Raw genomic sequence first — 25,356 nt, 5'->3', positions numbered from 1 at the left:
CGTTGTTGGGTCCTGAGGGACCAGGCTTCCTGCTGGTCATGCCCTGATGGGTGTGGGTGGTGGGGGTTGGGCCGCACAGGTTGTGAGACTTGTGGGTGTCCTTCGGTGGGCTGCATGAAGCTGGAGCGTTTGCTTCGGGGGAGTGTGGTGCCGATCGTATGTTGAGAACTACACAGTGGACGCGAGCATCTTTTAGATCACTCGCAATGATGATCACCTTTCGGGGTGGTCTTGTTGACGAGTCGATCGCAATTTTAATCTTTGTGGTCAAGTTTCTAAGAGCAAACGGTGGATGCCTTGGCATCTGGAGCCGAAGAAGGACGTAGAAATCTGCGATAAGCCTCGGGGAGCTGATAATCGAGCTGTGAGCCGAGGATTTCCGAATGGGGAAACCCCGCTGGGCGCTTTTGCGACCTGGTGACTCCCGCCTGAATATATAGGGCGGGTAGAGGGAACGTGGGGAAGTGAAACATCTCAGTACCCACAGGAAGAGAAAACAACATGTGATTCCGTGAGTAGTGGCGAGCGAAAGCGGATGAGGCTAAACCGATCATGTGTGATAGCCGGCGGGCGTTGCATGGTCGGGGTTGTGGGACACGTCACTCAGTTCTGCCGGACTGGGACGGTTACAGCGCATCATAGTCGAACTGGTTGGAAAGCCGGGCCGTAGTGGGTGATAGCCCCGTAGACGAAATGGTGTTATGGCCGGATGTGTATCCCAAGTAGCACGGGGCCCGAGAAATCCCGTGTGAATCTGTCAGGACCACCTGATAAGCCTAAATACTCCCAGATGACCGATAGCGGACAAGTACCGTGAGGGAAAGGTGAAAAGTACCCCGGGAGGGGAGTGAAATAGTACCTGAAACCGTTTGCTTACAAACCGTCGGAGCCTCCTTAGTAGGGGTGACGGCGTGCCTTTTGAAGAATGAGCCTGCGAGTTAGTGATATGTGGCGAGGTTAACCCGTGAGGGGCAGCCGTAGCGAAAGCGAGTCTGAATAGGGCGATTCAGTCGCATGTCCTAGACCCGAAGCGAAGTGATCTATCCATGGCCAGGTTGAAGCGACGGTAAGACGTCGTGGAGGACCGAACCCACTTCAGTTGAAAATGGAGGGGATGAGCTGTGGATAGGGGTGAAAGGCCAATCAAACTTCGTGATAGCTGGTTCTCTCCGAAATGCATTTAGGTGCAGCGTTGCGTGTTTCTCGCCGGAGGTAGAGCTACTGGATGGCCGATGGGCCTCAACAGGTTACTGACGTCAGCCAAACTCCGAATGCCGGTGAGTGAGAGCGCAGCAGTGAGACGGTGGGGGATAAGCTTCATCGTCGAGAGGGAAACAACCCAGACTACCAACTAAGGTCCCTAAGCGTGTGCTAAGTGGGAAAGGATGTGGAGTTGCATAGACAACCAGGAGGTTGGCTTAGAAGCAGCCACCCTTGAAAGAGTGCGTAATAGCTCACTGGTCAAGTGATTCCGCGCCGACAATGTAACGGGGCTCAAGCACACCACCGAAGTTGTAGATTTCGCACACTCGATAAGCCTTCGTGGTTCAGTCGTGCGGAGTGGTAGGAGAGCGTCGTGTGGCGAGTGAAGCGGCGGAGTGATCCAGCCGTGGACGCTACACGAGTGAGAATGCAGGCATGAGTAGCGAAAGACGGGTGAGAAACCCGTCCTCCGAAAGACCAAGGGTTCCAGGGCCAGGTTAATCCGCCCTGGGTAAGTCGGGACCTAAGGCGAGGCCGACAGGCGTAGTCGATGGACAACGGGTTGATATTCCCGTACCGGCGAACAACCGCCCAAGCTAATCCAGTGGTGCTAAGAGTCCTAACCCGGTTCCAGCGGATCCCTTCGGGGTGATGCGGTCCGGTCTAACGCTCGAACCCATGCTGGTGCGGTTAGCGTATGAACAGGTGTGACGCAGGAAGGTAGCTGAGCCAGGCGATGGTATCCGTAAGGTGAACCTGGTGTAAGGATGTAGGGCTGACGATAGGCAAATCCGTCGTCTGTATGCCTGAGATCCGACGCGTACCCGTAAGGGGAAATCAGTGATCCTATGCTGCCGAGAAAAGCATCGACGCGAGGTTGCAGCCGCCCGTACCCGAAACCGACTCAGGTGGTCAGGTAGAGAATACCAAGGAGATCGAGATAATCGTGGTTAAGGAACTCGGCAAAATGCCCCCGTAACTTCGGGAGAAGGGGGGCCGGACACGTGACCGGATTTACTCCGTGAGCGTTGAAGGCCGCAGAGACCAGTGGGAAGCGACTGTTTACTAAAAACACAGGTCCGTGCGAAGTCGCAAGACGATGTATACGGACTGACGCCTGCCCGGTGCTGGAAGGTTAAGAGGAGGGGTTAGCCTTTGGGCGAAGCTCTGAATTTAAGCCCCAGTAAACGGCGGTGGTAACTATAACCATCCTAAGGTAGCGAAATTCCTTGTCGGGTAAGTTCCGACCTGCACGAATGGCGTAACGACTTCCCAGCTGTCTCAACCGCGAACTCGGCGAAATTGCACTACGAGTAAAGATGCTCGTTACGCGCAGCAGGACGGAAAGACCCCGTGACCTTTACTACAGTTTGGTATTGGTGTTCGGAGTGGCTTGTGTAGGATAGGTGGGAGACTGTGAAGCGGGCACGCTAGTGTTCGTGGAGTCATTGTTGAAATACCACTCTGGTCACTTTGGATGTCTAACGTAGGACCCTGATCGGGTTCATGGACAGTGCCTGATGGGTAGTTTAACTGGGGCGGTTGCCTCCCAAAGAGTAACGGAGGCGCCCAAAGGTTCCCTCAACCTGGTTGGCAATCAGGTGGCGAGTGTAAGTGCACAAGGGAGCTTGACTGTGAGACTGACAGGTCGAGCAGGGACGAAAGTCGGGACTAGTGATCCGGCAGTGGCTTGTGGAAGCGCTGTCGCTCAACGGATAAAAGGTACCTCGGGGATAACAGGCTGATCTTGCCCAAGAGTCCATATCGACGGCATGGTTTGGCACCTCGATGTCGGCTCGTCGCATCCTGGGGCTGGAGTAGGTCCCAAGGGTTGGGCTGTTCGCCCATTAAAGCGGTACGCGAGCTGGGTTTAGAACGTCGTGAGACAGTTCGGTCCCTATCCGCTGCGCGCGTTGGAAATTTGAGAAGATCTATCCCTAGTACGAGAGGACCGGGATGGACGAACCTCTGGTGTGTCAGTTGTTCTGCCAAGGGCACCGCTGATTAGCTACGTTCGGACCGGATAACCGCTGAAAGCATCTAAGCGGGAAGCCGTCTTCGAGATGAGATTTCCATGCACCTTGAGTGTGAGAGGCTCCCAGCAGACTACTGGGTTGATAGGCCGGATGTGGAAGCGGGGACTAACGACCCGTGGAGCTGACCGGTACTAATAAGCCGAAGACTTGACACCAACTATTTCCCAACCTTCGGGTTGGGGCTCGCGTCCACTTTGTGGTTCCCGACAGACGATCGGGAACATGAAACTGAATACCGCGCTGCACCCGTATGGGTGTCAGCCGGGACAGCTTTTCTGATCCTCGTATTGGGTCGAAGGTGTTCCGGTGGTCATAGCGAGAGGGAAACGCCCGGTCACATTCCGAACCCGGAAGCTAAGCCTCTCAGCGCCGATGGTACTGCAAGGGGGACCTTGTGGGAGAGTAGGACGCCGCCGGACTCAACGTTGCAAGACCAGGGAACCCCTGACCATTCGTGGTCAGGGGTTTTCTGCGTTCAGGGTGCGGCAGGTCCGGCACGGCAGGTTCGGGCACGACGGGTTCTCCACAGCCTCGTGGGTGGCCGTGTCCGGGCCGGTAGGATCGGGGGGTCATGACTGCGCCATTCACCACTGCCTCCGGCTCCGACGTCCGTGTCCGTTTCTGCCCGAGCCCGACGGGCACGCCGCACGTCGGACTCATCCGCACCGCGCTCTTCAACTGGGCGTACGCGCGGCACACCGGCGGCAAGCTCGTCTTCCGCATCGAGGACACCGACGCCGCGCGGGACAGCGAAGAGTCCTACGCGCAGATCCTCGAGGCACTGCGGTGGCTCCGCCTCGACTGGGACGAAGGCGTCGACGCCGGCGGACCGCACGGCCCGTACCGACAGTCCGAGCGCGCCGACGTCTACGAGGACGTCATCGCGAAGCTCAAGGCCTCCGGGCACGTGTACGAGTCCTTCGTCACCCCCGAGGAGATGGAGGCGCGGAACGTCGCCGCCGGCCGTGACCCGAAGCAGGGCTACGACAACCACGAGCGCGACCTGACCGAGTCCGAGCGACAGGCCTTCCGCGACCAGGGTCGTGCGCCGGCACTGCGGCTCCGGGTGCCGGACCGCGACCTCAGCTTCGACGACCTCGTCCGGGGTGAGATCACCTTCAAGCAGGGCACGTTCCCGGACTTCGTCGTGGTGCGCCCCAACGGGAAGCCGCTCTACACGTTCACGAACCCGGTGGACGACGCCCTCATGCAGGTCACGCACGTGCTCCGCGGCGAGGACCTGCTGTCGTCGACGCCGCGGCAGATCGCCCTGTACGAGGCGCTGTACGAGGTCGGGATCGCGGAGTACATCCCCGTGTTCGGCCACCTGCCCTACGTGATGGGGGAGGGCAACAAGAAGCTCTCGAAGCGCGACCCCGAGTCGAACCTCTTCCACCACCGTGCCGCCGGCATGATCCCCGAGGGCCTGGTCAACTACCTCGCGCTCCTCGGCTGGTCGATCGGCGCCGACCGTGACGTGTTCTCGATCGCGGAGATGGTCGAGGCGTTCGACGTCGCCGACGTCAACCCGAACCCGGCGCGCTTCGACCACAAGAAGGCCGAGGCCATCAACGGCGACCACATCCGTCTGCTCGACGCCGACGACTTCCGCGGGCGGCTCGTGCCGTACCTGGGACAGTTCCTCGCCGACCCGGTGACCCCGGAGCAGCAGGAGGTCCTCACGAAGGCGGCGCCCCTGGTGCAGGAGCGCATGCAGCTCCTCGGTGAGGCCCCGGCCATGCTCGGATTCCTGTTCACCGACGACGACGACCTGGTGGTCGAGGACGACGCGCTCGGCACGCTCAAGGCCGACGCGGGCGACGTGCTCCGTGCGGCCATCGCCGCACTCGAGCCGCTCGACACCTGGACGACCGAGGCGATCGAGGGTGCGCTCCGCGAGTCCCTCATCGACGGCCTCGGCCTCAAGCCGCGCCTGGCGTTCGGGCCGTTGCGCGTCGCGGTCTCCGGTCGTCGCATCAGCCCGCCGCTGTTCGAGTCGATGGAGATCCTCGGGAAGGACTCCACCGTCACCCGTCTCCGCCGCCTCGCGGACCGCTGACGGACCGCCCGGTGGACGCTGCCCCCACGAACGTCCCGGATCGGCCGACGAGCGACGACCGCCTGACGGTCGACGTCGTGGTGATCGGTGCGGGCCCGGCAGGGCTGAGCGCGGCGCTCAACCTCGTGCGCGCGCGTCGGACCGTGCTGCTCCTGGATGCGAACCGCCCGCGGAACGCCGCGACGCTCCGCTCGCACGGGTTCCTCACGCGCGACGGCGTCTCGCCGCTCGAGCTCCGGAAGCTCGGTCGCACCGAGGTCGAGGGCTACGACGAGGCGACGGTCCTCCAGGCCGTCGTCGACCGGATGGCCCCGGACGGCGATCGGTGGCTCGTGCACGGTTCGTGGCGCGGCGCCGAGGTCGAGGCCTCCGCCCGCGCCGTGGTCATCGCGACCGGGTTGCGCGAGGAGTTCCCGGCGCTGCCGACGCTCCGGGCGTTCTACGGTACGGCGGTGCACAGCTGCGTCGAGTGCGACGCGTACGAGAAGGCGGGCGAACCCCTCGCCTTCATCTGCGAGACGGACGACGTGGTCGACCGAGCGCTCCTGATCGGCTCGTGGACGGACGACCTGATCGTCTACACGAACGGCTCGGGCGCGCTCGATGACGCCGGCCGTGCGCGCCTGGCGTCCGCGGGTGTGCGCGTGGACGAGCGTGCGGTGGCCGACCTCGAGGGCGACCGCTCCGGGATGACCGGCGTGCGGCTCGCCGACGGGCACGTGGAGCCGCGCACGGGCGGGTTCGTCCGGCCGCGCTGGTCCGCCGACCTCGACTGGGTCGACGCCGAGCTCGCGCTGGACGCCGAGGGGCTCGTGGTCGTCGACCGGTCGGGCCGGACCTCCGTCCCCGGCGTCTACGCGGTGGGTGACGTGACGCCTCCCGGGCCGGAGCAGCTCATCGTGGCCGCCGGACACGGGGCCGTGACGGCCGCCGCGGTGCACCGCGACCTCGTGGGTGGTCTCGCAGACGCTCGGGATGCTGTACAGTAGTTGATCGTGCCCCGGGCAACCGGGACCGAAGGCCTCTGGGCCTTTGGGGTATGGTGTAATTGGCAACACAGCGGTTTCTGGTACCGTCGTTCTTGGTTCGAGTCCAGGTACCCCAGCACTCGATGAACAAGCCCCCGGGATTTCCCGGGGGCTTGTTCTGTTTCGTGCCCGTGCCCGTGCCCGTGCCCTGACAGTGACGCACCCGCTCGCAGAGACACGCCCGACCGCCGCCGAGGCGGCGGATCGCACCAGCGTGTTCTCTCCGGACTGGAGGCGCGGTGCCGGCCCGCACCGCGCCTCCAGGCCGTCCTGCGGATCGTCCGACGGCCGTGAGCCGCCGTCCCAGGACGGGACAGGACGCCGCTGCGCCGTCGTTGCGGGTTTCCGTATCCGCGGTGCGGGGTCCGCAAGGGACCGCACACCGCATTGACCGCCACCCCGCCCGCAGCGAGGGTTGAGGCGCTGGAGAAGTCGTACCCACTCCTCCCGCACCGGTGGCGTCGTACCCGCGCCCCGCCGGCACCCGTGACGCACGTACCCGCGTCGTCGCAGCCCGCACCGCGGATCCGCAGGACCTCCGAGCGACCCGAATGCACCCTGAACCCGACAGGAGCACCATGTCCGCCACCACCGTCCGACCGAGGGACCCGAGGGTCTCCGTCGTCATCCCGGCCCGCAACGAGGCCCGCAACCTCGAGATCATCCTGCCGAAGCTCCCGCCCGTGTACGAGGTCATCCTGGTCGACGGCCACTCCGTCGACGACACGATCGCCACCGCGCAGCGGCTCCTGCCCGACGTGCGCGTCGTGCACCAGACCCGCAAGGGCAAGGGCAACGCGCTCGCGTGCGGCTTCGAAGCCGTCACCGGCGACGTCGTCGTCATGTTCGACGCGGACTGCTCCGCCGACCCGGACGAGATCCCGCGCTTCGTGCAGGCGCTCATCGACGGTGCCGACGTGGCGAAGGGCACCCGCTACGCCCACGGCGGCGGGAGCGACGACATCACCATCCTCCGCAACCTCGGCAACCGGGGCCTCAACCTGCTCTGCAACGTGATCCTCGGCACCCGCTACAGCGACCTCTGCTACGGCTACAACGCCTTCTGGGCGGACGTCCTGCCGAAGATCGGTCTGCTGTCCTCGACGCTGCCGCGTCCGGCCGACGGTTCGATGCTCTGGGGCGACGGGTTCGAGATCGAGACCGTCCTCACCTGCCGCTGGTCGGCCGCCGAACTCGCGATCGAGGAGGTGCCGAGCCACGAGAAGCTCCGCGTGCACGGCACGAGCAACCTCAACGCAGTCACCGACGGCATCCGCGTGCTGAAGTCGATCATGCACGAGCGTCGCCGGGCTGCCCAGGGCCGTGCCCGTGCCCGTGTCGCCACGCTGGGGGGCGGCGCCGCCACGACGCCGGTCACGGGATCGCCCGTGTCCCCGGTCAGTGCCCCGCCCGTCGTCGGCTCGCACCACGCCGCTCCGGTCGCCGCATCCGCCCCCGTCGCCGGTGCGCCCGTCGGCGCACTCGAGGGGGACGCCGCGTGACGACCGTCGCCGTCGTGATCTGCGCGTACACGCAGCAGCGATGGGGTGACCTGCAGGACAGCGTCGAGTCCGCCAAGCGTCAGCCGGAGGCCCCCGAGGTCGTCGTCGTCATCGACCACGAACCCGAGCTCCTCGCCCGCGCCGCAGCGCGCTGGCCGGAACTGCGCGTCGTCGAGAACACCGAGGACCGCGGGCTGTCCGGCGCGCGGAACACCGGCGTCGCGTTGACCGAGGCCGACGTCGTCGCGTTCCTCGACGACGACGCCACCGCCGACGAGGACTGGCTCAGCCACATGCTCGTCGCGCTCGAGGACCCCGACGTGGTCGGCGTCGGCGGACGGGCGACCCCGTCGTGGCCGGACGCCACCGGAGCCGGCCCGTACACGGACGAGCTGCTCTGGATCGTCGGCTGCAGCTACCGGGGTCTCCCCGAGACGGCCGGCGACGTCCGCAACGTCATCGGCTCGAGCATGGCGTTCCGGCGGGAGGCCATCCTGCTCGCCGGCGGGTTCCGCTCCGGCATCGGCCGGGTCGGCAACCAGCCGCTCGGGTGCGAGGAGACCGAGATGTGCATCCGGATCGCCCAGGCACGTCCCGGCGCCCGGATCCGGCACGAACCCCGCTCGAACGTCTCGCACCGGGTGTCCCCGGACCGCGTGACGATGCGGTACCTGCGTCGACGGAGCTACTACGAGGGCATCTCGAAGGCCGTGCTGAGCCGTCGCGTCGGCACCGGCGACTCGCTGTCCAGCGAGCAGACGTACCTGACGAAGGTGCTCCCGGGAGCCCTGCTCCGCGAGCTGCGTCGAGTCGGTCGCGGTGGCGGTCGTCACGCCGTCGCGATCGTCGTGTCCGTCGCGTCCACGGTGACCGGGTACGCCGTCGGGCGACTGCTCGGCAGCGTCGTCGTCACCGCCCCCGCTGAGCGGGCCGCACGTCGGCCGGTGGTGACGCGATGACCCGCGCGACACTGGCGATGGTCGTCTCGCCCGTCGTCACCGGGCCGCTCGCCCCGACGTGGGACGGCGCGCTGTGGGTCGGCGAGGTCGACCGCACGGACGTGCACGCGTCCAGCCACCGTGACGTCATCGCGCTCGACGGCGCCGAGGGCTACCGACGGGCGCGACTGCTGGTCCGCGACCACGGCGAGCCGCTCGGCTTCGTCGAGGCCGACATCACGGAGCGGCGCCGCATCGGCCCGACGATCGACGTCCGCACCCTCCAGCGTGCGATCCGGCCGATGCCGGCACCCGAACGACGGCCGGCAGCAGGTCAGGACCTGCCGTCCGTCTCGGTGGTGCTCTGCACGGACGGCGCCGCGGGGGACACCATGCGGTCCGTCCTCGCCAACGGCCACCCGGACTTCGACGTGGTCGTGGTCTCCCACGGTGCCGACGAGGCGCAGCCGACCACGGTCGTGATCGGCGGACGCCGCGTCACGACGATCCCGGCCCCGGCAGGTGGCCTCGCCGCCGCCCGGAACGCCGGGCTCCTCGCGGCGACCGGCGACGTCGTCGCGTTCGTCGACGAGGGTTCCGTCGTGGACGCCGGGTGGCTCGAGGCGCTCGCGTCGGCCTTCGTGGCAGACGCCGACGTCGCGTGCGTCACCGGCCTGGTCCCGACCGCCGAGCTGCGCACCCCCGCACAGCGCTGGCACGACGACCGCACCGCCGCCGCACGCACCGTCCGGCGACGGGTGCACCGTCTCACCGACGACGCACTCGACGACGGCGTCGCCGTCCGGCACCCCTTCGCCGCGTCCGAGTACGGGACCGGCGCCAACCTCGCCGTGCACCGGGCAACCGCCCTGCGCATCGGCGGCTTCGACACCGCCTTCGGACCCGGTACCCGGGTCGGTGGCGGTGACGACCTCGACCTCTTCACACGACTGCTCGTCGCCGGATCCGCGATCGCCGTCGAACCCGCCGCGATCGCGTGGCAGCGGACGGCCGACGACGTCGCGTCGCTCCGCCGCGCCGCCGCCGCGCACGGCCACGGACTCGGAGCCTGGATGACCAAGAACGCCCTCGACCGCGACACGTTCGCCGCCTCGGTCGACGCCCTCCCCGACGCGGTCAGCGCGTTCGCACGACTCGGCCTCGAGCAGGGTGACCGTGCGGCGGACATCGACCGGACGGGCACAGACGCTGCCGGCGGTGCCGGCGCTGCGGGCGGTGCCGGCGGTGCTGGCGGTGCGGGTGCTCCCGACGCCGTCGACGCCGAGTTCGCCGTCACGGCCCGCCGCCTGCGCGGGGTCGAGCGTCGCTCGGTGGCCACCGCCCCGTTCCTGGCGCTCCGTGAGCGCCTCGGTGGAGCGGGGACCATCGACCGGACGGCGCGCGGCCGCCACGAGCTCCAGCGCGGCCTCGACTCGGCCGGACCCGCGCGACGTGGCACCTCCGACGCGATGGGTCCCGGCGCGCGCCTCGTCGCCGCCGCGCTCCCCGTCCTCGCACTGGTCATCGCCGCGATCGGCTCCGTGGCCGGGCTGCCGGTCCTCCGCGCCAGCGCGATCGGCGTGTTCCTGTTCGCCCTGCTCGGGGTCGCCCCGCTGCTGCTCGTCCGCCCGATGGCGCTGGCCCGCTTCGCGGTCTTCGCCGTCACCGGGTCGCTCGTCGGGACGATCGCCATCGGGTACACGATGGCGACCTTCCACGTCTGGGCACCGACCGTGCCCTTCGTCGCGGTCGTCCTGCTCACCGCAGCCGCCGTCGCCGTCGCCGTCCCGCGTGACGTGGCGGAACTGCGTCGAGACCGGCTCGGGGGCGGCTCGGTACGGTCGTCGTCGTCGTCGTCGTCGTCGTCGTCGGACGGTTCGGTCCGGCCCGGTCCGGTCGGCATCCGTGCTCGATGGGGCACCACCGCCACCGTCACCACCCTCTCGCTCGTCGGCCTGGGGATCGTCGTCGTCGCTGCGCTGACGCACATGGGCGACCCGGTCCCGGCCGGGCTCTTCGGGTCGCTCGGCCCCGGCCTGGTCATCGGGATCCTGGTCGTCGTCGCGGCAGCGGTCATCGCGATCGTCCGCGGTCGTGGTCTCGCGGTGCCCGTCGTCGTCCTCGGCGGCGTCGTGCAGCTGGCACAGGCGATCACCTACGGGGTGTCCACCGTCATGGCGGCGGCACGGCACATCGGCGTCCTGGAGTACATCCGCCAGTACGGCGGCACGAACCCGGCGCAGGACATCTTCCAGACGTGGTCCGGGCTCTTCGCCGGGGGCGCCTGGGTCGCCGACGTCGGCGGGATCGCCAACGCGATGCTCATCGCCGCGTGGGTGCCGGTGCTCCTCGCGTTCAGCACGACCATCGCGGTCGGCGTGCTCGCGTCGCACTGGCTGCCCGGCGACCGGCGGCCGTGGATCGCCGCCCTGTTGACGGCGATGACCGGCTCGCTCAACACCACGTACTTCTCGCCGCAGTCGACCGGCATCCTGATGTCCGTCGTGATCCTCGTCCTCGCGACCGGACCGCTCCGGAGCGCCGCAGCGACCGTGACGAACGAGGGCGTCGGGCTCGCGAAGCCGCGTGCACGCAAGGTCGGGCTGTCCCGCATCACCGCGATCGCCGCGATCAGCATCGTGCTCGCGGTCACCCACCAGATCTCCCCGTACCTCACCGTGGCGGCCCTGGTCGTGCTCGTCGTCTTCAAGCTGGCCCGGCCGTGGTGGCTCCCGGTCGTCGTGCTCGTCCCCGCGGTGGTCTTCGCGCTCATGAACGGCAGCGTGCTCGCCAAGTTCCTGTCCCTGGCCGCGATCGGCCGGGTCCTCGACAACGTGCAGCCGCCGTCGCACGACATGACCGTCCTGCCGAAGCCGCTCGTCACCCGTCTGGCGTTCGACATCCCGGCGGCCGCACTCGTCGTGCTCGGGCTCATCGCCCTCATCACGGTGCTGATGCGTCGCGATCGTCTGCACTGGGGGCTGCTCGTGGCCGCCGCGAGCCCGATCTCGCTGCTCGTCGCGACGAACTACGGCCAGGAGGGCATCTTCCGCGTCGTCCTGTTCGCCACCCCCTGGATCGCGATCCTCGCGGCCGCGCTGCCGATGCCAAGCGGACGGCTCGCCTGGGCCGGCTCGGCGGTCGGACGGGTGATGCGTCCCACCTCGGTGCGGTTCCTCGTGGCCGGCGCCGGCGTCGCGGCGCTCGTCGCGGTCGGGGCGTTCGGGCAGACCGCGCTCGACTGGAACCGGGTGATGACGCGGAGCCAGTCGGAGGCCACGCAGCTGTTCGACCGCACCGCACCGAAGGGCTCGCTGATGCTCCTCACCGGTTCGGCCAACGCCGTACCGAGCAACACCGGCGCCCGGTACTTCGACGTGGGCTACCTGTCCCGTGAAGCACTGAGCCCCTACCCGGACACGACCGGCGGCTACGACGCCAGCTCGGACGTCTCCGACATCACGCGGGAACTCGTCGAGAACTGGCCCGCGACGAAGTACTACGCCCTCGTCGCCGCACCCTTCGGGGCGTACGACGCGCGGTACGGGTACCAGAGCGACGCCGACTACCAGCAGCTCGCGACCGAGATGGCGTCCTCGCCGTACTGGAAGCGCGTCTGGTCGTCCGGCACCACGGCGATGTACGAGCTGACCCAGGAGGGCATGCGCCATGCAACGGAGTGACACCCCACACCCGAGGCCCCGGCCGCGACGGACACGGCGGACGACCGCCCTGTCCGTCGCGGCCGTGTTCGCGAGCATCGTCGCACTCGTCGTCGGCCCGGGCCTCGGTGCCCAGTCCGCCGAGGCTGCGACGACCGCGGACTGCAGCGCCGGTCGCGTGCTCAACGTCGTCGCCCACCCGGACGACGACCTGCTGTTCCAGGGCACCGCGATCCGGAAGGACATCGACGCCGGCCGCTGCGTGCGCTCCGTCGTGTTCACCGCCGGGGACGCGGGCTACCCGGACTGGTACTGGGAGAGCCGCCAGGACGGCCTCAAGGCCGCATACGCGAGCATCGCCGGCGTGAGCTCGGTCTGGGCCACGGGGACGCTCGTCGTCGCCGGCAAGACCCTCCACACCGAGACGCTCACCACGGCGCCCAGGATCAGCCTGGTGTTCATGGAGCTCCCCGACGGCAACGTCGGCGGCAACGGCTTCTGGGCGGACGGGTACCAGAGCCTGCAGGGGCTGTACCAGGGCTACGCCACCAGCATCAGCACCGTCGCCGATGCCACCCACCCCACGACCTACACCCTCGCGCAGCTCCGGGCCACGCTGCTGGCCATCGTGCAGGGCTTCGCCCCCACCGACATCCACACCCTCGACAACGACGGCGAGTACGGCGACGGCGACCACAGCGACCACCACACCGTGGCGTACCTCGCCGACGAGGCGCAGGCGAAGTACACCCCTGCGCACACCTTCACCGGCTACATGGGCTACCCGATCGAGGACCGGCCGTCGAACCTGACGACCGCGCAGACGAACGCGAAGGCCGCGGCGTTCTTCACCTACGCCGCCTACGACGACCAGACCTGCGCCTCGTGGGACGCCTGTGCGCCCCGATCCGAGAGCACGTGGCTCAGCCGCGAGTACACCGCCGGCTCGCCGGTGCCGACCGACCCGAACCCGCAGGGCACCGACGTCACGAGCGGTGCGACGGTGACGGCCAGCGCGGAGAACGCCGCGGACGGCCAGACCGCGAAGAAGGCCGTCGACGGCGTCGTCAGCGGGTACCCGGACGCTCCGACCGCCGAGTGGGTCGCCCCCGCCGGACGCGCGGGGACCTGGATCCAGCTCGGGTGGTCCGGCGGGACGACCCTCAACGAGATCGACCTCGCCGACCGGCCGAACGCCGCCGACCAGGTGCTGAGTGGGACGCTGACGTTCTCCGACGGCACCAGTGTGACGGTGCCGGCGCTCACCAACGGGGGAGCGATGCAGCGGGTCACCTTCACGGCGCGCAAGGTCACCTGGGCCCGGTTCACGGTGACGTCGGTGAGCGGCTCGACCGAGAACATCGGACTCGCCGAGATCCGGGCGTTCGCCCCGGCCGGCACCACGACCCCTCCGCCCACCACCGAGCCCGCCAAGACCGACGTCACGAACAGCGCGGCGGTGACCGCGAGCGCCGAGAACGCCGCCGACGGGCAGACCGCGAAGAAGGCCGTGGACGGCGTCGTGAGCGGGTACCCGACCACACCGTCCGCCGAGTGGGTAGCCCCGTCCGGTCGGACCGGCACGTGGATCCAGCTCGGGTGGTCCGGCGGGACGACCCTGAACGAGGTCGACCTGGCGGATCGTCCGAACGCGGACGACCAGGTGCTCGGCGGGACCCTGACGTTCTCCGACGGCTCGAGCGTCACGGTGCCGGCCCTCGCCAACGGGGGCGGGCTGCAGGCGGTGACCTTCGCGTCACGGCAGGTCACCTGGGTGCGGTTCACGGTGACGTCGGTGAGCGGGACGACGCAGAACATCGGGCTCGCCGAGATCCGTGCGTTCTCGCCGGCCGGGACGCCGACGCCGACGCCGACTCCGACGCCGACGCCGACGCCGACGCCGACTCCGACGCCCACGCCGGGATTCGTCGACGTCACCGGGAAGGCCACCCCGACCGCGGTGTCGGACAACCCGGCCGACGGGCAGACGGTCGCGAAGGCCGTCGACGGCGTGGTGTCCGGGTACCCGGCCTCGCCGACGTCCGAGTGGGTCGCGCCGAAGGGCCGCACCGGAACCTGGATCCAGCTCACCTGGTCCTCGTCGGTCGCGCTGAAGCGCGTCGTCCTCTACGACCGCCCGAACTCGGCAGACCAGATCACGAGCGGCACGCTGACGTTCTCGGACGGCAGCAAGGTGACCGTCGCGTCGCTGCCGAACGACAGCTCGGCCCGGACGGTCGACTTCACCGCCAGGAACGTCACGTGGGTGCGCTTCACCGCCACCGGCGTCTCGTCCAGCACGGTGAACGCCGGTCTCGCCGAGTTCCGCGCGTGGACAGCCGGATGACCGGGGCCGCGGACGACGACCCGCCGTCCTTCGCCGGCCACGCCGCGGCGGCACACGGAGCGGCGCCGGCGCACGGAGCGGGCCTCGCCCGACACCGGCGACCGTTCCGCACCGGTGGGCGGCGGATCGCGCTCGCGGCCGGGGCCCTGGTGATCGCCGCCGGGGCCGTCGCGGCGACGACCACCACGGCGACCGGGGAGAGCGGCGAGCCGAGCGGGGTGAGCATGCCGACCACCGACGGCGGCGGGTGGAACCGGGTGTTCTCGGAGGACTTCACCGACACCACGGGGACTGCCGGGTTCGAGTCCGACTACGCCGACCGGTTCTCGGTCTACCACGGCTTCTCGGACACCGCGGGGACCGGCCGCTACCAGGCGTCGACCCTGTCCGCGCACGACGGCATGCTCGACATGCACCTCCGGACGACGGCCGGCGGCACCCCGCTCGCCGGGGGCATCGTCCCGCTGGTCGACGGGGAGTGGGGCGGCCAGACGTCCGGCCGGTACAGCATCCGCATGAAGAGCGACGAGGTCGACGGGTACGGCGTCGCGGTGCTGCTGTGGAGTGACGAGAACGTGTGGGAGGACGGCGAGGTCGACTTCCCCGAGGGAGCCCTCGGCGCGCCGGCGTACCTCAACGTGCACTGCCTGGACGACCCCGCGGAGAAGTGCCTCCAGTACGAGACCGAGGCGTCATTCGCCGACTGGCACACCTACACGATCGAGTGGACTCCGTCGCGGATGTCGTTCCTCGTCGATGACGAGTTGGTCAGCACGACGACCGAGAGCATCCCGACATCGCGCATGCACCTCGTGGTGCAGGCCGGTTCGAACGGCGGACACCCGCCGCGCGGAGCCGCCGGTTCGCTGCTCGTCGACTGGATGACCATCGACGTGCCGGTCGACGGCGCCGAGCCGCAGGCCACCCTGCCCTCGGACGGCGCCACGGCGCCTGCCGAGGGGTCGTGGACGGCGGACAGCCCGCCGCCGGACGACGGCCCCCAGGACTGACGAGCACTGCAGATCGACGAGCACCGCGGACTGACGAGCACCTCGGACTGACCGCACCGCGGACCCCGAGCGCCGCCGCCAGGTCAGCTCCGGGCGACGTCCTGCAGCGCCCGCAGCAGCGCGCGCACGTGCGGGGCACGGCCGTACCGGTCCTCGACCCACGCACGGCACCGTGCACCGAGGGTCGGGTCGCGCTCGACCTCGTCCAGGCCGTCGAGCACCTTCCGTGCCAGCGCGTGCGCATCGGTCGGGTCCACGGTGAACCGCGCCCACTCGCCGGAGAGGATCTCCCCGGTGCCGCCCGAAGCCGCCGCGACGACCGGACGGCCGGCGGACATCGCCTCGACGACGACCCGGCCGAAGCCCTCGGGCTCGATCGACGGTGCGACCACGAGGTCCGCCGCGTGCAGCAGCGGGACCACGTCGTCCCGCTCCGGCACGACGAGCACGGAGCCGTCGGGGAGCGCGTCGATCGCGCGGTGCACGGCGTCGGCCTCCTCCGGGTACAGCGCACCCGCGAGCACGAGCAGCGGCGCGGGGCGTCGGTGGTCGGGCGACGCCGGGACCGTCTGGAGCGCCCGGGCCCGGTGCATCGACAGCACCTGGCCCCAGGCCTCGAGGAGGGCGAGCACGCCCTTCGGCTGGTTCAACCGTCCGTAGTACAGGACGGTGGGGGTTCCCTCGTCGATGCCGAGTGCCTCACGGGCCCGCTCCACGCCGGTCGGCGTCGAGGCGGGGAAGGCGGTCGTGTCCACACCGTTCGGCACGATCGTGATCTGCTCGGCGGGGGCGCCGGCCTCCGTCCAGGCCCGCGCCATCGCGTGCGAGACGGCGAAGAACCGTGTGCGGCCCCCGGCGATGGGCCGGAGGCGGTGGTAGTTCGGTGCGTGGTGCAGGTGCACGGCCAGGGGGACGCCGGACACCACCGACAGGACACGGCCGAACGGCAGGTACTCCGGTCGGTTCAACCAGATGACGTCGAGGCCGGAGCGACGGATGCGTCGGCCCTCCCGCGCGAACCGCCAGACGTCGCGGAGCGCGGTCCGGATCCCGAAGGTGTAGTCGGTCGCGGCGACGAGCGACACGCCCATGTCCTCGAAGGGCGCGCGACCCTCGTCCGACCGCGGCGCGTGCGCGTCCCGGTGCCAGACCTCGATCTCGTGGCCGGCGGCGACGAGCTCGCGGGTGTCCTCGAGGACACACCGTTCGAGTCCGCCGATCATCGCCAGGCCGCCGGTGACGACACCGATGCGGAGCGGACGGACGGCATCGACGCTGGATCGGCGCACGTCCTCGGGCGTCCGGTCGTTGGTGGTCACGCTGTACCTCCTCGTGCAGCTTGCAGGCGTCGGAAGAACCACGGCAGGCACGCGACGACGCCGGCGACCCGGAACCAGTTCCAGAGTGCGTCCTGCGGGACGAACAGGGACGCCGTGGCGACGGCGAGTGCCGCTGCGAGCGGCAGGACGATCCGGAGTCCGGGTCCACGCCACTCGCGACGGTCGCTGAGGACGAGCAGCTGCAGTGCGGCCAGGCCGACGTACGAGACGACGGTGGCGAGTGCGGCGCCGGCGATGCCGAACACGGGCACGAGGAGCAGGTTCGCGCCGATGTTCGCGGCGCCGGCCGTGGCCGCGATCACGCCGACCGCCACACCGCGGCGTTCGATGAGGAGCAGACGGCCGGTGGCGCCGCTCGCCACGACGGGCACCGCCGTGATCGCGACGATGAACACCACCACGGTGAGGTCGTGCACCCGGTACGACGCCGGGGCGAGGATCGGCAGTGCGACCGGGGACACGAGGGTGACCGCCAGGAGCAGGGGAGCGAGCATCTTGTAGAGCTCGTTGCGGGAGTGCATCGCGAGCTCGCGGCGGGCGACGGCGTCCCGGAGCGCGGCGAAGTGCGGCGCCCAGGCCTGGTTCGTGAACGAGAGGAGCAGGATCACGGCGGAGCCGACCACGTACGCGATCTGGTACCGCGCCACCTCCTCCGGGCCGAGGAGGCGCTGCACGACGACGCGGTCGCCGGCGTTGAGGACGAAGTACGACAGGTTGCCGAGTGCGACGGGGATCCCGAGCCGGAACGCCCGCGCCGTGGTCCGACGGTCGAACAGGCCGGCGAGCCGTGGGCGGGTCGCCGCGATGCCGATCACCATCGCCACGCCCTGCGCGACGACGCCGCCCCAGGCGTACGTGGTCGCGTCGGCCTGCACGAGGGTGAGCAGTCCGAGGCCGATGATCGACCCGCCGACCGAGGAGAGCAGGCTCGTCACCGCGAAGACCTTGATGCGGTCCTGGGCGACGAGGAGTGCGAGTGAGATCTGGACGATCGCTGCGGGGCCGGTCCAGAGCACCGCGACGAGGAGCAGCGGGTGCGACCCGACGAACCCGGCGGCGTCGCCCCACACCGGGATCGTGGTGAGTGCGATGACGGTGACGATGCTCGCGGTGACCATGCCGACGGCGAGCAGCCCGCGGGCACGACGGTCGTCGCCGTCCTCGGCGCGCTGGAGGACCGACGCCTGGTCGATGCCCGCCACGGCGAGGACGACGAGCGCCTGGTAGAGCGCGATCGCCGACGCCAGGACACCGAACTCCGCCGGGGGCATGAGGTGGGCGAGGACGGGGGAGATGAGCGACGAGACGACGAGCTGCATCGACCAGACGACGACGTACAGGAGCCCGCGTCCGAACAGGACCGAAGATCCCTTGCGGACCGCGACGCTGCCGGTGTCGATCGACTCCGGGACCGGCGCGACGGCCTGGTCCGCCACCTCGAGCGACACCGAGACGGCATCACCCGACACGGCATCACCCGACACGGCACCGGCCTCACGTGCGGCCCGAGCCTCCCGGCGGGTCTGCGGAACCGTCACGGTGCCACCACCCCGGACACGGCGGGGACCGCCCCCGGCCGCAGCCCGAACGCCCCGTCGACGACGTCGAGCAGATCGGAGCTGCGGGCGGTGGAGAACTTCCGCGCGAACACGTGCGGCAACTCGACGTCCGGCATCGTGCGGTGCTCGAGGAGCCGTCCGGCGTCGGCGGTGGTCAACCACGGCGGACTCTTCCGCGCCGTGCCGTCCCACCCGATCCACCACAGCCCGTGCGGCACGTGCTCGTCGTCGAACCCCGGGGTCAGCGCGGGGGAGCTGAGGACGGACGGCACGAAGGTCTCGTCCGCGACCCAGGTCCGACGCCAGAACCGGACGAGGTCCGGACGGCTGTCCACGGCGTCGACGACGGCCGACGCATGACGGCGTGCGAGGACCTTGAGCTGCGATCCGCCGGCGAACACGACGTCGCGGGGGACCCGACGCGGCACCGGCAGGCGCAGCATCTGCTTCCGCCACGCCCAGTGCCGGTACCGGATCCGCGCCACCCCGCCGTCGCGGCCCCACTCGGGGTAGGGCAGCGGGTGCGTGGCGATGAACGACTCCTCGCGATGCGCCTCGAGCAGGGTGCGGACCTCGTCCGGGTGCGCGAGGGGGTAGTCGCTGCCGGTCAACACGGCCACGTGGGTCGCGTCGGTCTCCGCGAGCGCCGCCCGGTAGCCCTCCACCTCGGCCGCGACGTTCTCCCACTTCGCCCATCCGGTGCGGATGCGCGGCAGCAGACGGACCCGGTCGGGGAGACCGTCGGTCATCGCCCGGAACACCGTTTCCGGTGTGCGCGCGTCGCAGTGCAGGAACACCGGGAACGGGTCGAGCGCCTCGACGAGCCGGCGCACGTGCGAGGGGTCCTCGTGGGCGAGGACGATGCACGCGGGAGCGGCGGGGGAGATGGCCATGAACGCGACGCTAACCGCGCCGTTCCGGGGCGGACAAGGCGTTCGGGGGCCTCTGCGGGGAAGCGGCGGTTTCCCGCAGGAGGGCTTCCCGACCTCAGCCTGACGGGTCCGTCGAGTGGTGCCTGATCAGCGCTTCTTGCGGAACTTCTGGCAGTCGCAGAGCGCGCAGTCGGTCCCCGGCCGGTAGTGCTCGTGCGCTTCCTGCACGTGGCCGCACACACAGGTCGCGGCGTCGACCACGAGCACGTCGCGCTCCGAGGGGATGGTGACGCCGAGCTCGGTCGTGGGGCCCAGCGGCATGCGTCCTCCTCGTGCCCGGCGTGCTGCCGCCGGGTCGTCCCCCCGATCCTACGGGGCGGAGGCCCTCCGGTGGCGGCAAACCGCAAGACCGGCGACCGTCTCCGCAACCCCGGACGGTGCCGTTGACCGTGCCCCGGAGCCACCCGGAGCATCGGACCATGACCGACCACCAGGCCACGACCACGCCCGTGCTGATGATCGCCCCCGCGATGCCGTCGCCGGACGCCCCCACGTGGGCAGGCGCCGCCTGGGTCGGTGCGATCGACCGGCAGGAGGCGCTCGCCGCCTCGGCGGTCGAGCTCGCCGGTGCCGAGGGCTTCCGCCGTGCCCGTCTGCTCGTCCGCGACGGCCGCGAGGTGGCCGGGTTCGTCGACGTCACCGTCGACGCGGGTGGGGACGTGGACCCGGCCGAGCTGGGAGCCGCGCTGCGCGCGCTGCGCACCACGAGCCTCCCGTCCGCGCCTTCCGGTGCACCCGTCGGACGCATCTCCGTCGTCATCGGGACCCGCGACCGACCGGACGACGTCCGTCGCTGCGTGCGTTCCGTCCTCGCCTCGGCCCACGACGACTTCGAGGTGTTCGTCGTCGACAACGCGCCCACCACCTCGGCGACCCGCGACGTGGTCGCGTCGTTCGACGACCCGCGACTCCACTACGTCCTGGAGGCGCGACCCGGCGTCTCACGCGCACGGAACGCCGGTCTCGCCCTCGCGTCCGGAGCCGTGGTCGCCTTCGTCGACGACGACGTCGTCGTCGACCGGTCGTGGCTCGCAGCGCTCGCCGACGCGTACGCCCGCGACGCGGACGTCGTGTGCGTCACCGGCCTCGTGCCCAGCGGCGAGCTCCGCACGCCGACGCAGCGGTACTTCGACGAGCGGGTGACGTGGGCGCGGAACCTCGAGCGCCGGGTCTTCCGGACGTCGGCGCCGCCCGCCGACCTCCCGCTCTTCCCGTTCTCGGTCGGTGCGTTCGGCACCGGCGCGAACATGTCGCTCCGCCGGTCCGCCGCGATCGCGCTCGGGGGCTTCGACGTCGCCCTCGGCCCGGGGACCCCGGCGCGCGCCGGTGAGGACCCCGACCTGTTCACCCGGGTGTTGTTCTCCGGTGGGGCGCTCGCCGTGGAGCCCTCCGCCGTGGTGTGGCACAAGCACCGCCCCGACCGCGAGGCCCTCCGCTCGCAGGCGCTCGGGTACGGGACCGGGCTCGGTGCCTGGGTCGCGAAGCTGATGCTCCGGCCGTCGACGGCGTTCGCCGTGCTCCGGCGTGCCGTCGGGGCGCTCCGCCAGCTCGGAGCGCTCGGGCAGGGCGGCGGTGGTGCCGGTGCCGGTGCCGGCGTCGACCAGGTGTCGGCCGCGGTCGACGCGATGGGCGGGTGGCCCGTGGACGACGCCTTCCGCGACGCGACCGCCGGGCTGAAGCGAATCGAGCTGGTCGCGGCGCTCGGTGGGCCGTTGCGGTACCTGCGGGCGCGGCGCGCGGCGCGCTGAGGCGCGGGCGCGCTCGGCGTGCGCTCGGCGCGGCGGTTGTTGCGCTGGGGTCGTCCGTTGCGCGCGCATCTTGCGACAAGACGGTCGTCGTACGACACGTGGGTTGTCGCTCGTTGCACACGCAACGGTTGCGTGCGCATGAGGCGACAAGACGGTCGTCGTACGACACCCGGGTTGTCGCTCGTTGCGTGTGCAACGACCGACTGGAGGCGCGTGGCGGGCTCGCACCGTGCCTCCAGGCGGGTGGGTGGTACGCAACGACGGACGGGAGGCGCGTGGCGACGTTGCCACGTGCCTCCCGTCCGCCGGGCGGTCCTGACTAGGGCCGGAACCGGCCCTCCTCGACGTCCCGCCAGAACCGGCGGCTGCGGAAGTACGCCGCCGGGCCCGCCGGGAAGCCGCGGAACTCGTGGTACGCGAGCGAACGCGGGATGCGCGTGGTCGACGCCTCGGTCATGGTCTCCGGCGCGGCGTCGCGTCGGCCGGCCAGGCGCGTCACGAGCTGCTTCGTCTTGATCTTCGCGGCGACCGGCATGAGGCGCGTCAACGCGGTCAGGTGCCGGCGGTCCTTGAGGATGAGCGCGCACATCAGCGCGGTGAACCCGACGCCGTTGGAGTGCAGCTGGTGGTGCAGTCCCTCGAGGTCGCGGCGGTGACGGTGGTGCACGACGGCGCGGGGCTCGAAGCCGATGCGGCCGCCGCCCCAGAGGATGCCGATGAAGATGTCGAGGTCCTCACCGCCACGTGCGGGGACGCCGGCGCCGAGCGTGTTGTCGAACCCGCCGGCCGCGTCGAACGCCGAGCGGCGGACCGCCCAGTTCGCACCGGCACCGTAGCCACCGATGCCGTACACCGCGAAGTGCTTCCGGACGGTGCCGTCGGCGGCGACGGCGGAGACGCGGGCGTGCCGCATCGCTCCCGGGATGTCGTCCGGGATGATCGTGACGGGCTCGAACTGGCGTTCGCCGCTGAAGCCGCCGTAGTACGCCTCGTACCAGATCTGTGCGGGGGTCTCGAGCTCGACGGGCAGGATCATGCCGGTGACCGCGGACAGCTGGGGTTCGCGGACGAAGCGCGTCCCGATCATCCGGAGCCACTGCGGGTCCACGCGGACGTCGTCGTCGGTGAACGCGATGACCTCGCCGAGCGCGGCGGCGACGCCGGCGTTGCGACCGGCGGAGCAGCCGGGTCGCCGCTCGGTGACGAGTCGCACGGTGCGACCCTCGAGGAGCCCGGGGAGCGCGTCGTGCTCGGGGAGCTTCACGCGGTTGTCGACGAGGACCACCTCGTGCCGGGGGTAGTCGAGGTGCTCGAGGACGTCGAGCAGCTTGCCGAGGTCCTCGACGCGGCCGACGACGGTCGACACGACGATCGAGATCATCGGGAGCTGGTCGTCGGGGACCGGGATCTCCGCGGTGCCGCTCGTGTGCGCGGTTCCCGTGACGAGGGGGGCCATGGCGCGTGCGGCGTCCGCCGGGTCCTCGGTCAGCAGGACGTCGAGCGTGGTGACGGGGTGACCGTCGCGGTAGCCGACGACCAGGGCGGTGGAGCCGGTCTCGTCGGCGACGAGCCGTGGCAGTGGGGCGTCGAGGTCGACGCTGACCACCCGGCGGGGACCGGGCACGGTGACGGAGGAGGTCTGGGTCATGTGCCGGACGCTACGGGGGTCCTTCCGCGGCGACAACGGGGTGCGGTCGCGGTGGCGGGGTTCGTGCGGGGTTCCGCACGGTCCACACTGAACGACCGCTCAGCCCGTTCGAAGCTGCCTGTCGGTCGTGTGCGGTCCGATGCAACCGGGGGACGAGGGGTCTCCCACGTGGTTCAAGGGAGAAGCACATGGAAAAGTCGACGAAACGGATCCGTCTGGCCGGGCTGGTGATCGCGGCAGCGGCGGCCATCGGGGTGGTCGTGCCGGCACAGGCAGCGTCGGCTGCCGTCACCACGCACTACTACGAGCTGACCCACCTCAGCTCGAGCGGCACGAAGCTCTGCCTGACGTCGACCGGCAAGGGTGCGGCGGTGGTGATGAAGACCTGCGCGAAGACAAAAGCGCAGCAATGGTTCCAGTTGAGCTACGGCAACGCGGTGGTCCTCACCAACGTCGCGAGCGTGTCCAAGACCTCGAAGAGTTACGTTCTCACGTCCTCGTCGCAGAGCGCTGGGGCCACCTTCACGATGCAGCCCGTGAGCGGAGCTACGACGCAGCAGTGGAAGTACGGCCACGCGGCGAAGAACAACGGGTTCGTCAACGCCTCGTCCGGCAGGGTCATGGCCGCGGGCTCGCTCGCGGTGGGCGGCCGCGTGGTGATCGCCAAGTCGCAGGACGGCGGGTACCTGCAGGCGTGGTCGGACTACGGCGCAGGGACGTACAGCTGAGTCGACCGCTCGTCCACGTGAGGCGCCCCCGTGCTCTGCGCGAGGGCGCCTCGCCGTGAGCGCTCACCCAGGAAGTCATCGGAACCCCAGAGGTCACACTCAGGTCACGGAGTTGATGCAACCGGTTGCGGAACGCCGAGGGCGGGCGTAGCTTCCTCCTCCAGCGGGCAGTGTCGCCTGCTCCAGGCCCGTCGTCGCACCCGATCGACGCCCCCTGGTGATCTCGATGAGGAGACAACGCTGTGAAGACAACTCGCGCCAGGGTGCGCTTCGCCTCGGTCGCCGGGGTCGCCGTCATCGGCCTCGTGCTCACCGGCTGCTCGAGCGGCAGCTCGGCATCGGACGATGCCCAGAACGGCCAGGACAGCCGCGGCCCGATCACGTACGTGCAGGGCAAGGACAACTCGAACGTCGTCCGACCGCTCATCGCCAAGTGGAACAAGGCCCACTCCGACGAGAAGGTCACCTTCAAGGAACAGTCCGACCAGGCCGACCAGCAGCACGACGACCTCGTGCAGCACTTCCAGGCGAAGGACGCGAACTACGACGTGGTCGACGTCGACGTCGTCTGGACCGCGGAGTTCGCCGCCAAGGGCTGGCTCACCCCGCTCACCGGCAAGATGAAGCTCGACACGTCGAAGCTCCTGCCCGCCACGGTGAAGACGGCGACGTACAACAACACGCTCTACGCCGCCCCGCAGACCTCCGACGGTGCGCTGCTCTACTACCGCAAGGACCTCGTCAAGACGCCGCCGACCACGTGGGCGGACATGATGAAGGACTGCGACATCGCGAAGCAGGCCGGCATCGGCTGCTACGCGGGACAGTTCGCGAAGTACGAGGGCCTCACCGTGAACGCCTCCGAGGCGATCAACGGCTCCGGCGGCTCCGTCCTCAGCAAGAGCGGCACGCCGGACGTCGACACGAGCGACGCCAAGGCCGGCCTGCAGAACCTGGTCGACGCGTTCAAGGACGGGAACATCCCGGCCGAAGCGATCACCTACCAGGAGGAGCAGGGCCGCACCGCGTTCGAGGCCGGCAAGCTGCTCTTCCTCCGCAACTGGCCGTACGTCTACAGCCTCGCGAAGACCGACGGGTCGAGCAAGGTGAAGGACACCTTCGGGATCGCTCCGATCCCGGGCGCTGACGGCACCGGTGCCTCGACGCTCGGTGGGCACAACGCCGCGATCAGCGTGTACTCGAAGCACAAGGCGACGGCGCACGACTTCCTCGAGTACCTGGAGTCGAACGAGACGCAGAAGTTCTTCGCCACCCAGGGCTCGCTCGCCCCGGTCGTCGGGGACCTCTACACCGACTCCGAGCTCACCGCGAAGCTGCCCTACCTGCCCACGCTGCTCAAGTCGATCCAGTCGGCCGAGCCGCGCCCGGTCACGCCGTTCTACCCGGCCGTGACGAAGGCGGTCCAGGACAACACGTACGCCGCCCTCAAGGGATCGAAGAGCGTCGACGAAGCGATGAAGGACATGCAGGCGGCCCTCAAGACGGCCACCAGCAGCGGCAGTTAGCGACCGCCCTGCGGCTCACGCCGCATCGGACTGGAGGCGCGGTGCCATCCCGCACCGCGCCTCCCGTCCGCCATCCACTTGCGTTCCGAC

The 25,356-nt window shown here is 69.6% G+C and carries 15 protein-coding genes, 1 tRNA gene and 2 rRNA genes; 13 read left to right on the top strand and 5 right to left on the bottom strand.

Annotated features, from left to right (window positions below):
* Nucleotides 1-265 precede the first annotated feature (265 nt).
* The 10 genes from DEJ28_RS11435 to DEJ28_RS11390 all read left to right on the top strand — a co-directional run bounded on the left by DEJ28_RS11435 (nucleotide 266) and on the right by DEJ28_RS11390 (nucleotide 15,785).
* Nucleotides 266-3,394: ribosomal RNA gene (locus DEJ28_RS11435) — 23S ribosomal RNA — on the top strand.
* Between the two features lie 147 nt (nucleotides 3,395-3,541).
* Nucleotides 3,542-3,658, top strand: a 5S ribosomal RNA gene (rrf, locus tag DEJ28_RS11430).
* A gap of 152 nt (nucleotides 3,659-3,810) precedes the next feature.
* On the top strand, nucleotides 3,811-5,298 hold the full coding sequence (gltX, locus tag DEJ28_RS11425; RefSeq protein WP_111115702.1) for a glutamate--tRNA ligase: 1,488 nt from the start codon (nucleotides 3,811-3,813) through the stop codon (nucleotides 5,296-5,298).
* An 11-nt stretch (nucleotides 5,299-5,309) separates the two neighbouring features.
* A complete protein-coding gene (locus tag DEJ28_RS11420) occupies nucleotides 5,310-6,287 on the top strand; it encodes an NAD(P)/FAD-dependent oxidoreductase (protein WP_258368069.1) in 978 nt (325 codons plus the stop codon).
* A gap of 44 nt (nucleotides 6,288-6,331) precedes the next feature.
* Nucleotides 6,332-6,403, top strand: a tRNA-Gln gene (locus tag DEJ28_RS11415).
* A 501-nt stretch (nucleotides 6,404-6,904) separates the two neighbouring features.
* Entirely contained in the window at nucleotides 6,905-7,828 is a 924-nt protein-coding gene (locus DEJ28_RS11410) for a glycosyltransferase family 2 protein (protein WP_258368070.1), read from the top strand.
* A complete protein-coding gene (locus DEJ28_RS11405) occupies nucleotides 7,825-8,787 on the top strand; it encodes a glycosyltransferase family 2 protein (RefSeq protein ID WP_111115703.1) in 963 nt (320 codons plus the stop codon). The genes DEJ28_RS11410 and DEJ28_RS11405 overlap by 4 nt, the downstream gene beginning before the upstream one ends.
* Nucleotides 8,784-12,449 carry a glycosyltransferase gene (locus DEJ28_RS11400; protein ID WP_111115704.1) on the top strand — a complete coding sequence of 1,222 codons (3,666 nt, stop codon included), beginning with the start codon at nucleotides 8,784-8,786 and terminating at the stop codon, nucleotides 12,447-12,449. Before DEJ28_RS11405 ends, DEJ28_RS11400 begins: the two co-directional genes overlap by 4 nt.
* Before the next feature lie 64 nt (nucleotides 12,450-12,513).
* Nucleotides 12,514-14,775 (top strand): PIG-L family deacetylase, encoded by a 2,262-nt coding sequence (locus tag DEJ28_RS11395; protein ID WP_284180742.1) that lies wholly within the window; start codon nucleotides 12,514-12,516, stop codon nucleotides 14,773-14,775.
* Nucleotides 14,772-15,785 carry a glycoside hydrolase family 16 protein gene (locus DEJ28_RS11390; protein ID WP_111115706.1) on the top strand — a complete coding sequence of 338 codons (1,014 nt, stop codon included), beginning with the start codon at nucleotides 14,772-14,774 and terminating at the stop codon, nucleotides 15,783-15,785. Before DEJ28_RS11395 ends, DEJ28_RS11390 begins: the two co-directional genes overlap by 4 nt.
* An 83-nt stretch (nucleotides 15,786-15,868) precedes the next feature.
* Here DEJ28_RS11390 and DEJ28_RS11385 read toward each other — a convergent pair whose 3' ends face one another.
* The 4 genes from DEJ28_RS11385 to DEJ28_RS11370 all read right to left on the bottom strand — a co-directional run bounded on the left by DEJ28_RS11385 (nucleotide 15,869) and on the right by DEJ28_RS11370 (nucleotide 19,877).
* Nucleotides 15,869-17,104 (bottom strand): glycosyltransferase family 4 protein, encoded by a 1,236-nt coding sequence (locus tag DEJ28_RS11385; RefSeq protein WP_111115707.1) that lies wholly within the window; start codon nucleotides 17,102-17,104, stop codon nucleotides 15,869-15,871.
* Nucleotides 17,101-18,594 (bottom strand): lipopolysaccharide biosynthesis protein, encoded by a 1,494-nt coding sequence (locus DEJ28_RS11380; protein ID WP_146248855.1) that lies wholly within the window; start codon nucleotides 18,592-18,594, stop codon nucleotides 17,101-17,103. Before DEJ28_RS11380 ends, DEJ28_RS11385 begins: the two co-directional genes overlap by 4 nt.
* A gap of 65 nt (nucleotides 18,595-18,659) precedes the next feature.
* Nucleotides 18,660-19,577: a beta-1,6-N-acetylglucosaminyltransferase gene (locus DEJ28_RS11375; protein ID WP_111115709.1), complete on the bottom strand. Its 918-nt coding sequence runs from the start codon at nucleotides 19,575-19,577 to the stop codon at nucleotides 18,660-18,662.
* 126 nt (nucleotides 19,578-19,703) lie between these two features.
* Complete coding sequence (locus DEJ28_RS11370; RefSeq protein WP_181433718.1) at nucleotides 19,704-19,877, bottom strand: hypothetical protein; 174 nt, start codon at nucleotides 19,875-19,877, stop codon at nucleotides 19,704-19,706.
* 158 nt (nucleotides 19,878-20,035) lie between these two features.
* On the opposite strand from DEJ28_RS11370, the gene DEJ28_RS11365 reads away from it, so the two are divergent.
* Nucleotides 20,036-21,364, top strand: a complete 1,329-nt coding sequence (locus tag DEJ28_RS11365; RefSeq protein ID WP_111115710.1) for a glycosyltransferase family 2 protein — start codon at nucleotides 20,036-20,038, stop codon at nucleotides 21,362-21,364.
* Between the two features lie 319 nt (nucleotides 21,365-21,683).
* Here DEJ28_RS11365 and DEJ28_RS11360 read toward each other — a convergent pair whose 3' ends face one another.
* On the bottom strand, nucleotides 21,684-23,012 hold the full coding sequence (locus DEJ28_RS11360; RefSeq protein WP_111115711.1) for a glycosyltransferase: 1,329 nt from the start codon (nucleotides 23,010-23,012) through the stop codon (nucleotides 21,684-21,686).
* A gap of 188 nt (nucleotides 23,013-23,200) precedes the next feature.
* On the opposite strand from DEJ28_RS11360, the gene DEJ28_RS11355 reads away from it, so the two are divergent.
* Complete coding sequence (locus DEJ28_RS11355; protein WP_111115712.1) at nucleotides 23,201-23,740, top strand: RICIN domain-containing protein; 540 nt, start codon at nucleotides 23,201-23,203, stop codon at nucleotides 23,738-23,740.
* A gap of 242 nt (nucleotides 23,741-23,982) precedes the next feature.
* The gene (locus tag DEJ28_RS11350; protein ID WP_111115713.1) at nucleotides 23,983-25,266 is read left to right on the top strand and encodes an ABC transporter substrate-binding protein; all 1,284 of its coding nucleotides are present in this window, start codon (nucleotides 23,983-23,985) and stop codon (nucleotides 25,264-25,266) included.
* Nucleotides 25,267-25,356 lie beyond the last annotated feature (90 nt).

The sequence above is a fragment of the Curtobacterium sp. MCPF17_002 genome, from assembly GCF_003234115.2.
Taxonomy (GTDB): Bacteria; Actinomycetota; Actinomycetes; order Actinomycetales; family Microbacteriaceae; genus Curtobacterium.
This window is presented reverse-complemented; position numbering and strand designations above follow the sequence as displayed.

Excerpts from the sequence above, each read along its gene's own strand:
- gltX (WP_111115702.1), top strand. The coding sequence starts at position 3,811 with ATGACTGCGCCATTCACCACTGCCTCCGGCTCCGACGTCCGTGTCCGT.
- DEJ28_RS11410 (WP_258368070.1), top strand. The coding sequence starts at position 6,905 with ATGTCCGCCACCACCGTCCGACCGAGGGACCCGAGGGTCTCCGTCGTC.
- DEJ28_RS11400 (WP_111115704.1), top strand. The coding sequence starts at position 8,784 with ATGACCCGCGCGACACTGGCGATGGTCGTCTCGCCCGTCGTCACCGGG.
- DEJ28_RS11390 (WP_111115706.1), top strand. The coding sequence starts at position 14,772 with ATGACCGGGGCCGCGGACGACGACCCGCCGTCCTTCGCCGGCCACGCC.
- DEJ28_RS11375 (WP_111115709.1), bottom strand. The coding sequence starts at position 19,577 with ATGGCCATCTCCCCCGCCGCTCCCGCGTGCATCGTCCTCGCCCACGAG.
- DEJ28_RS11370 (WP_181433718.1), bottom strand. The coding sequence starts at position 19,877 with ATGCCGCTGGGCCCCACGACCGAGCTCGGCGTCACCATCCCCTCGGAG.
- DEJ28_RS11365 (WP_111115710.1), top strand. The coding sequence starts at position 20,036 with ATGACCGACCACCAGGCCACGACCACGCCCGTGCTGATGATCGCCCCC.
- DEJ28_RS11360 (WP_111115711.1), bottom strand. The coding sequence starts at position 23,012 with ATGACCCAGACCTCCTCCGTCACCGTGCCCGGTCCCCGCCGGGTGGTC.
- DEJ28_RS11355 (WP_111115712.1), top strand. The coding sequence starts at position 23,201 with ATGGAAAAGTCGACGAAACGGATCCGTCTGGCCGGGCTGGTGATCGCG.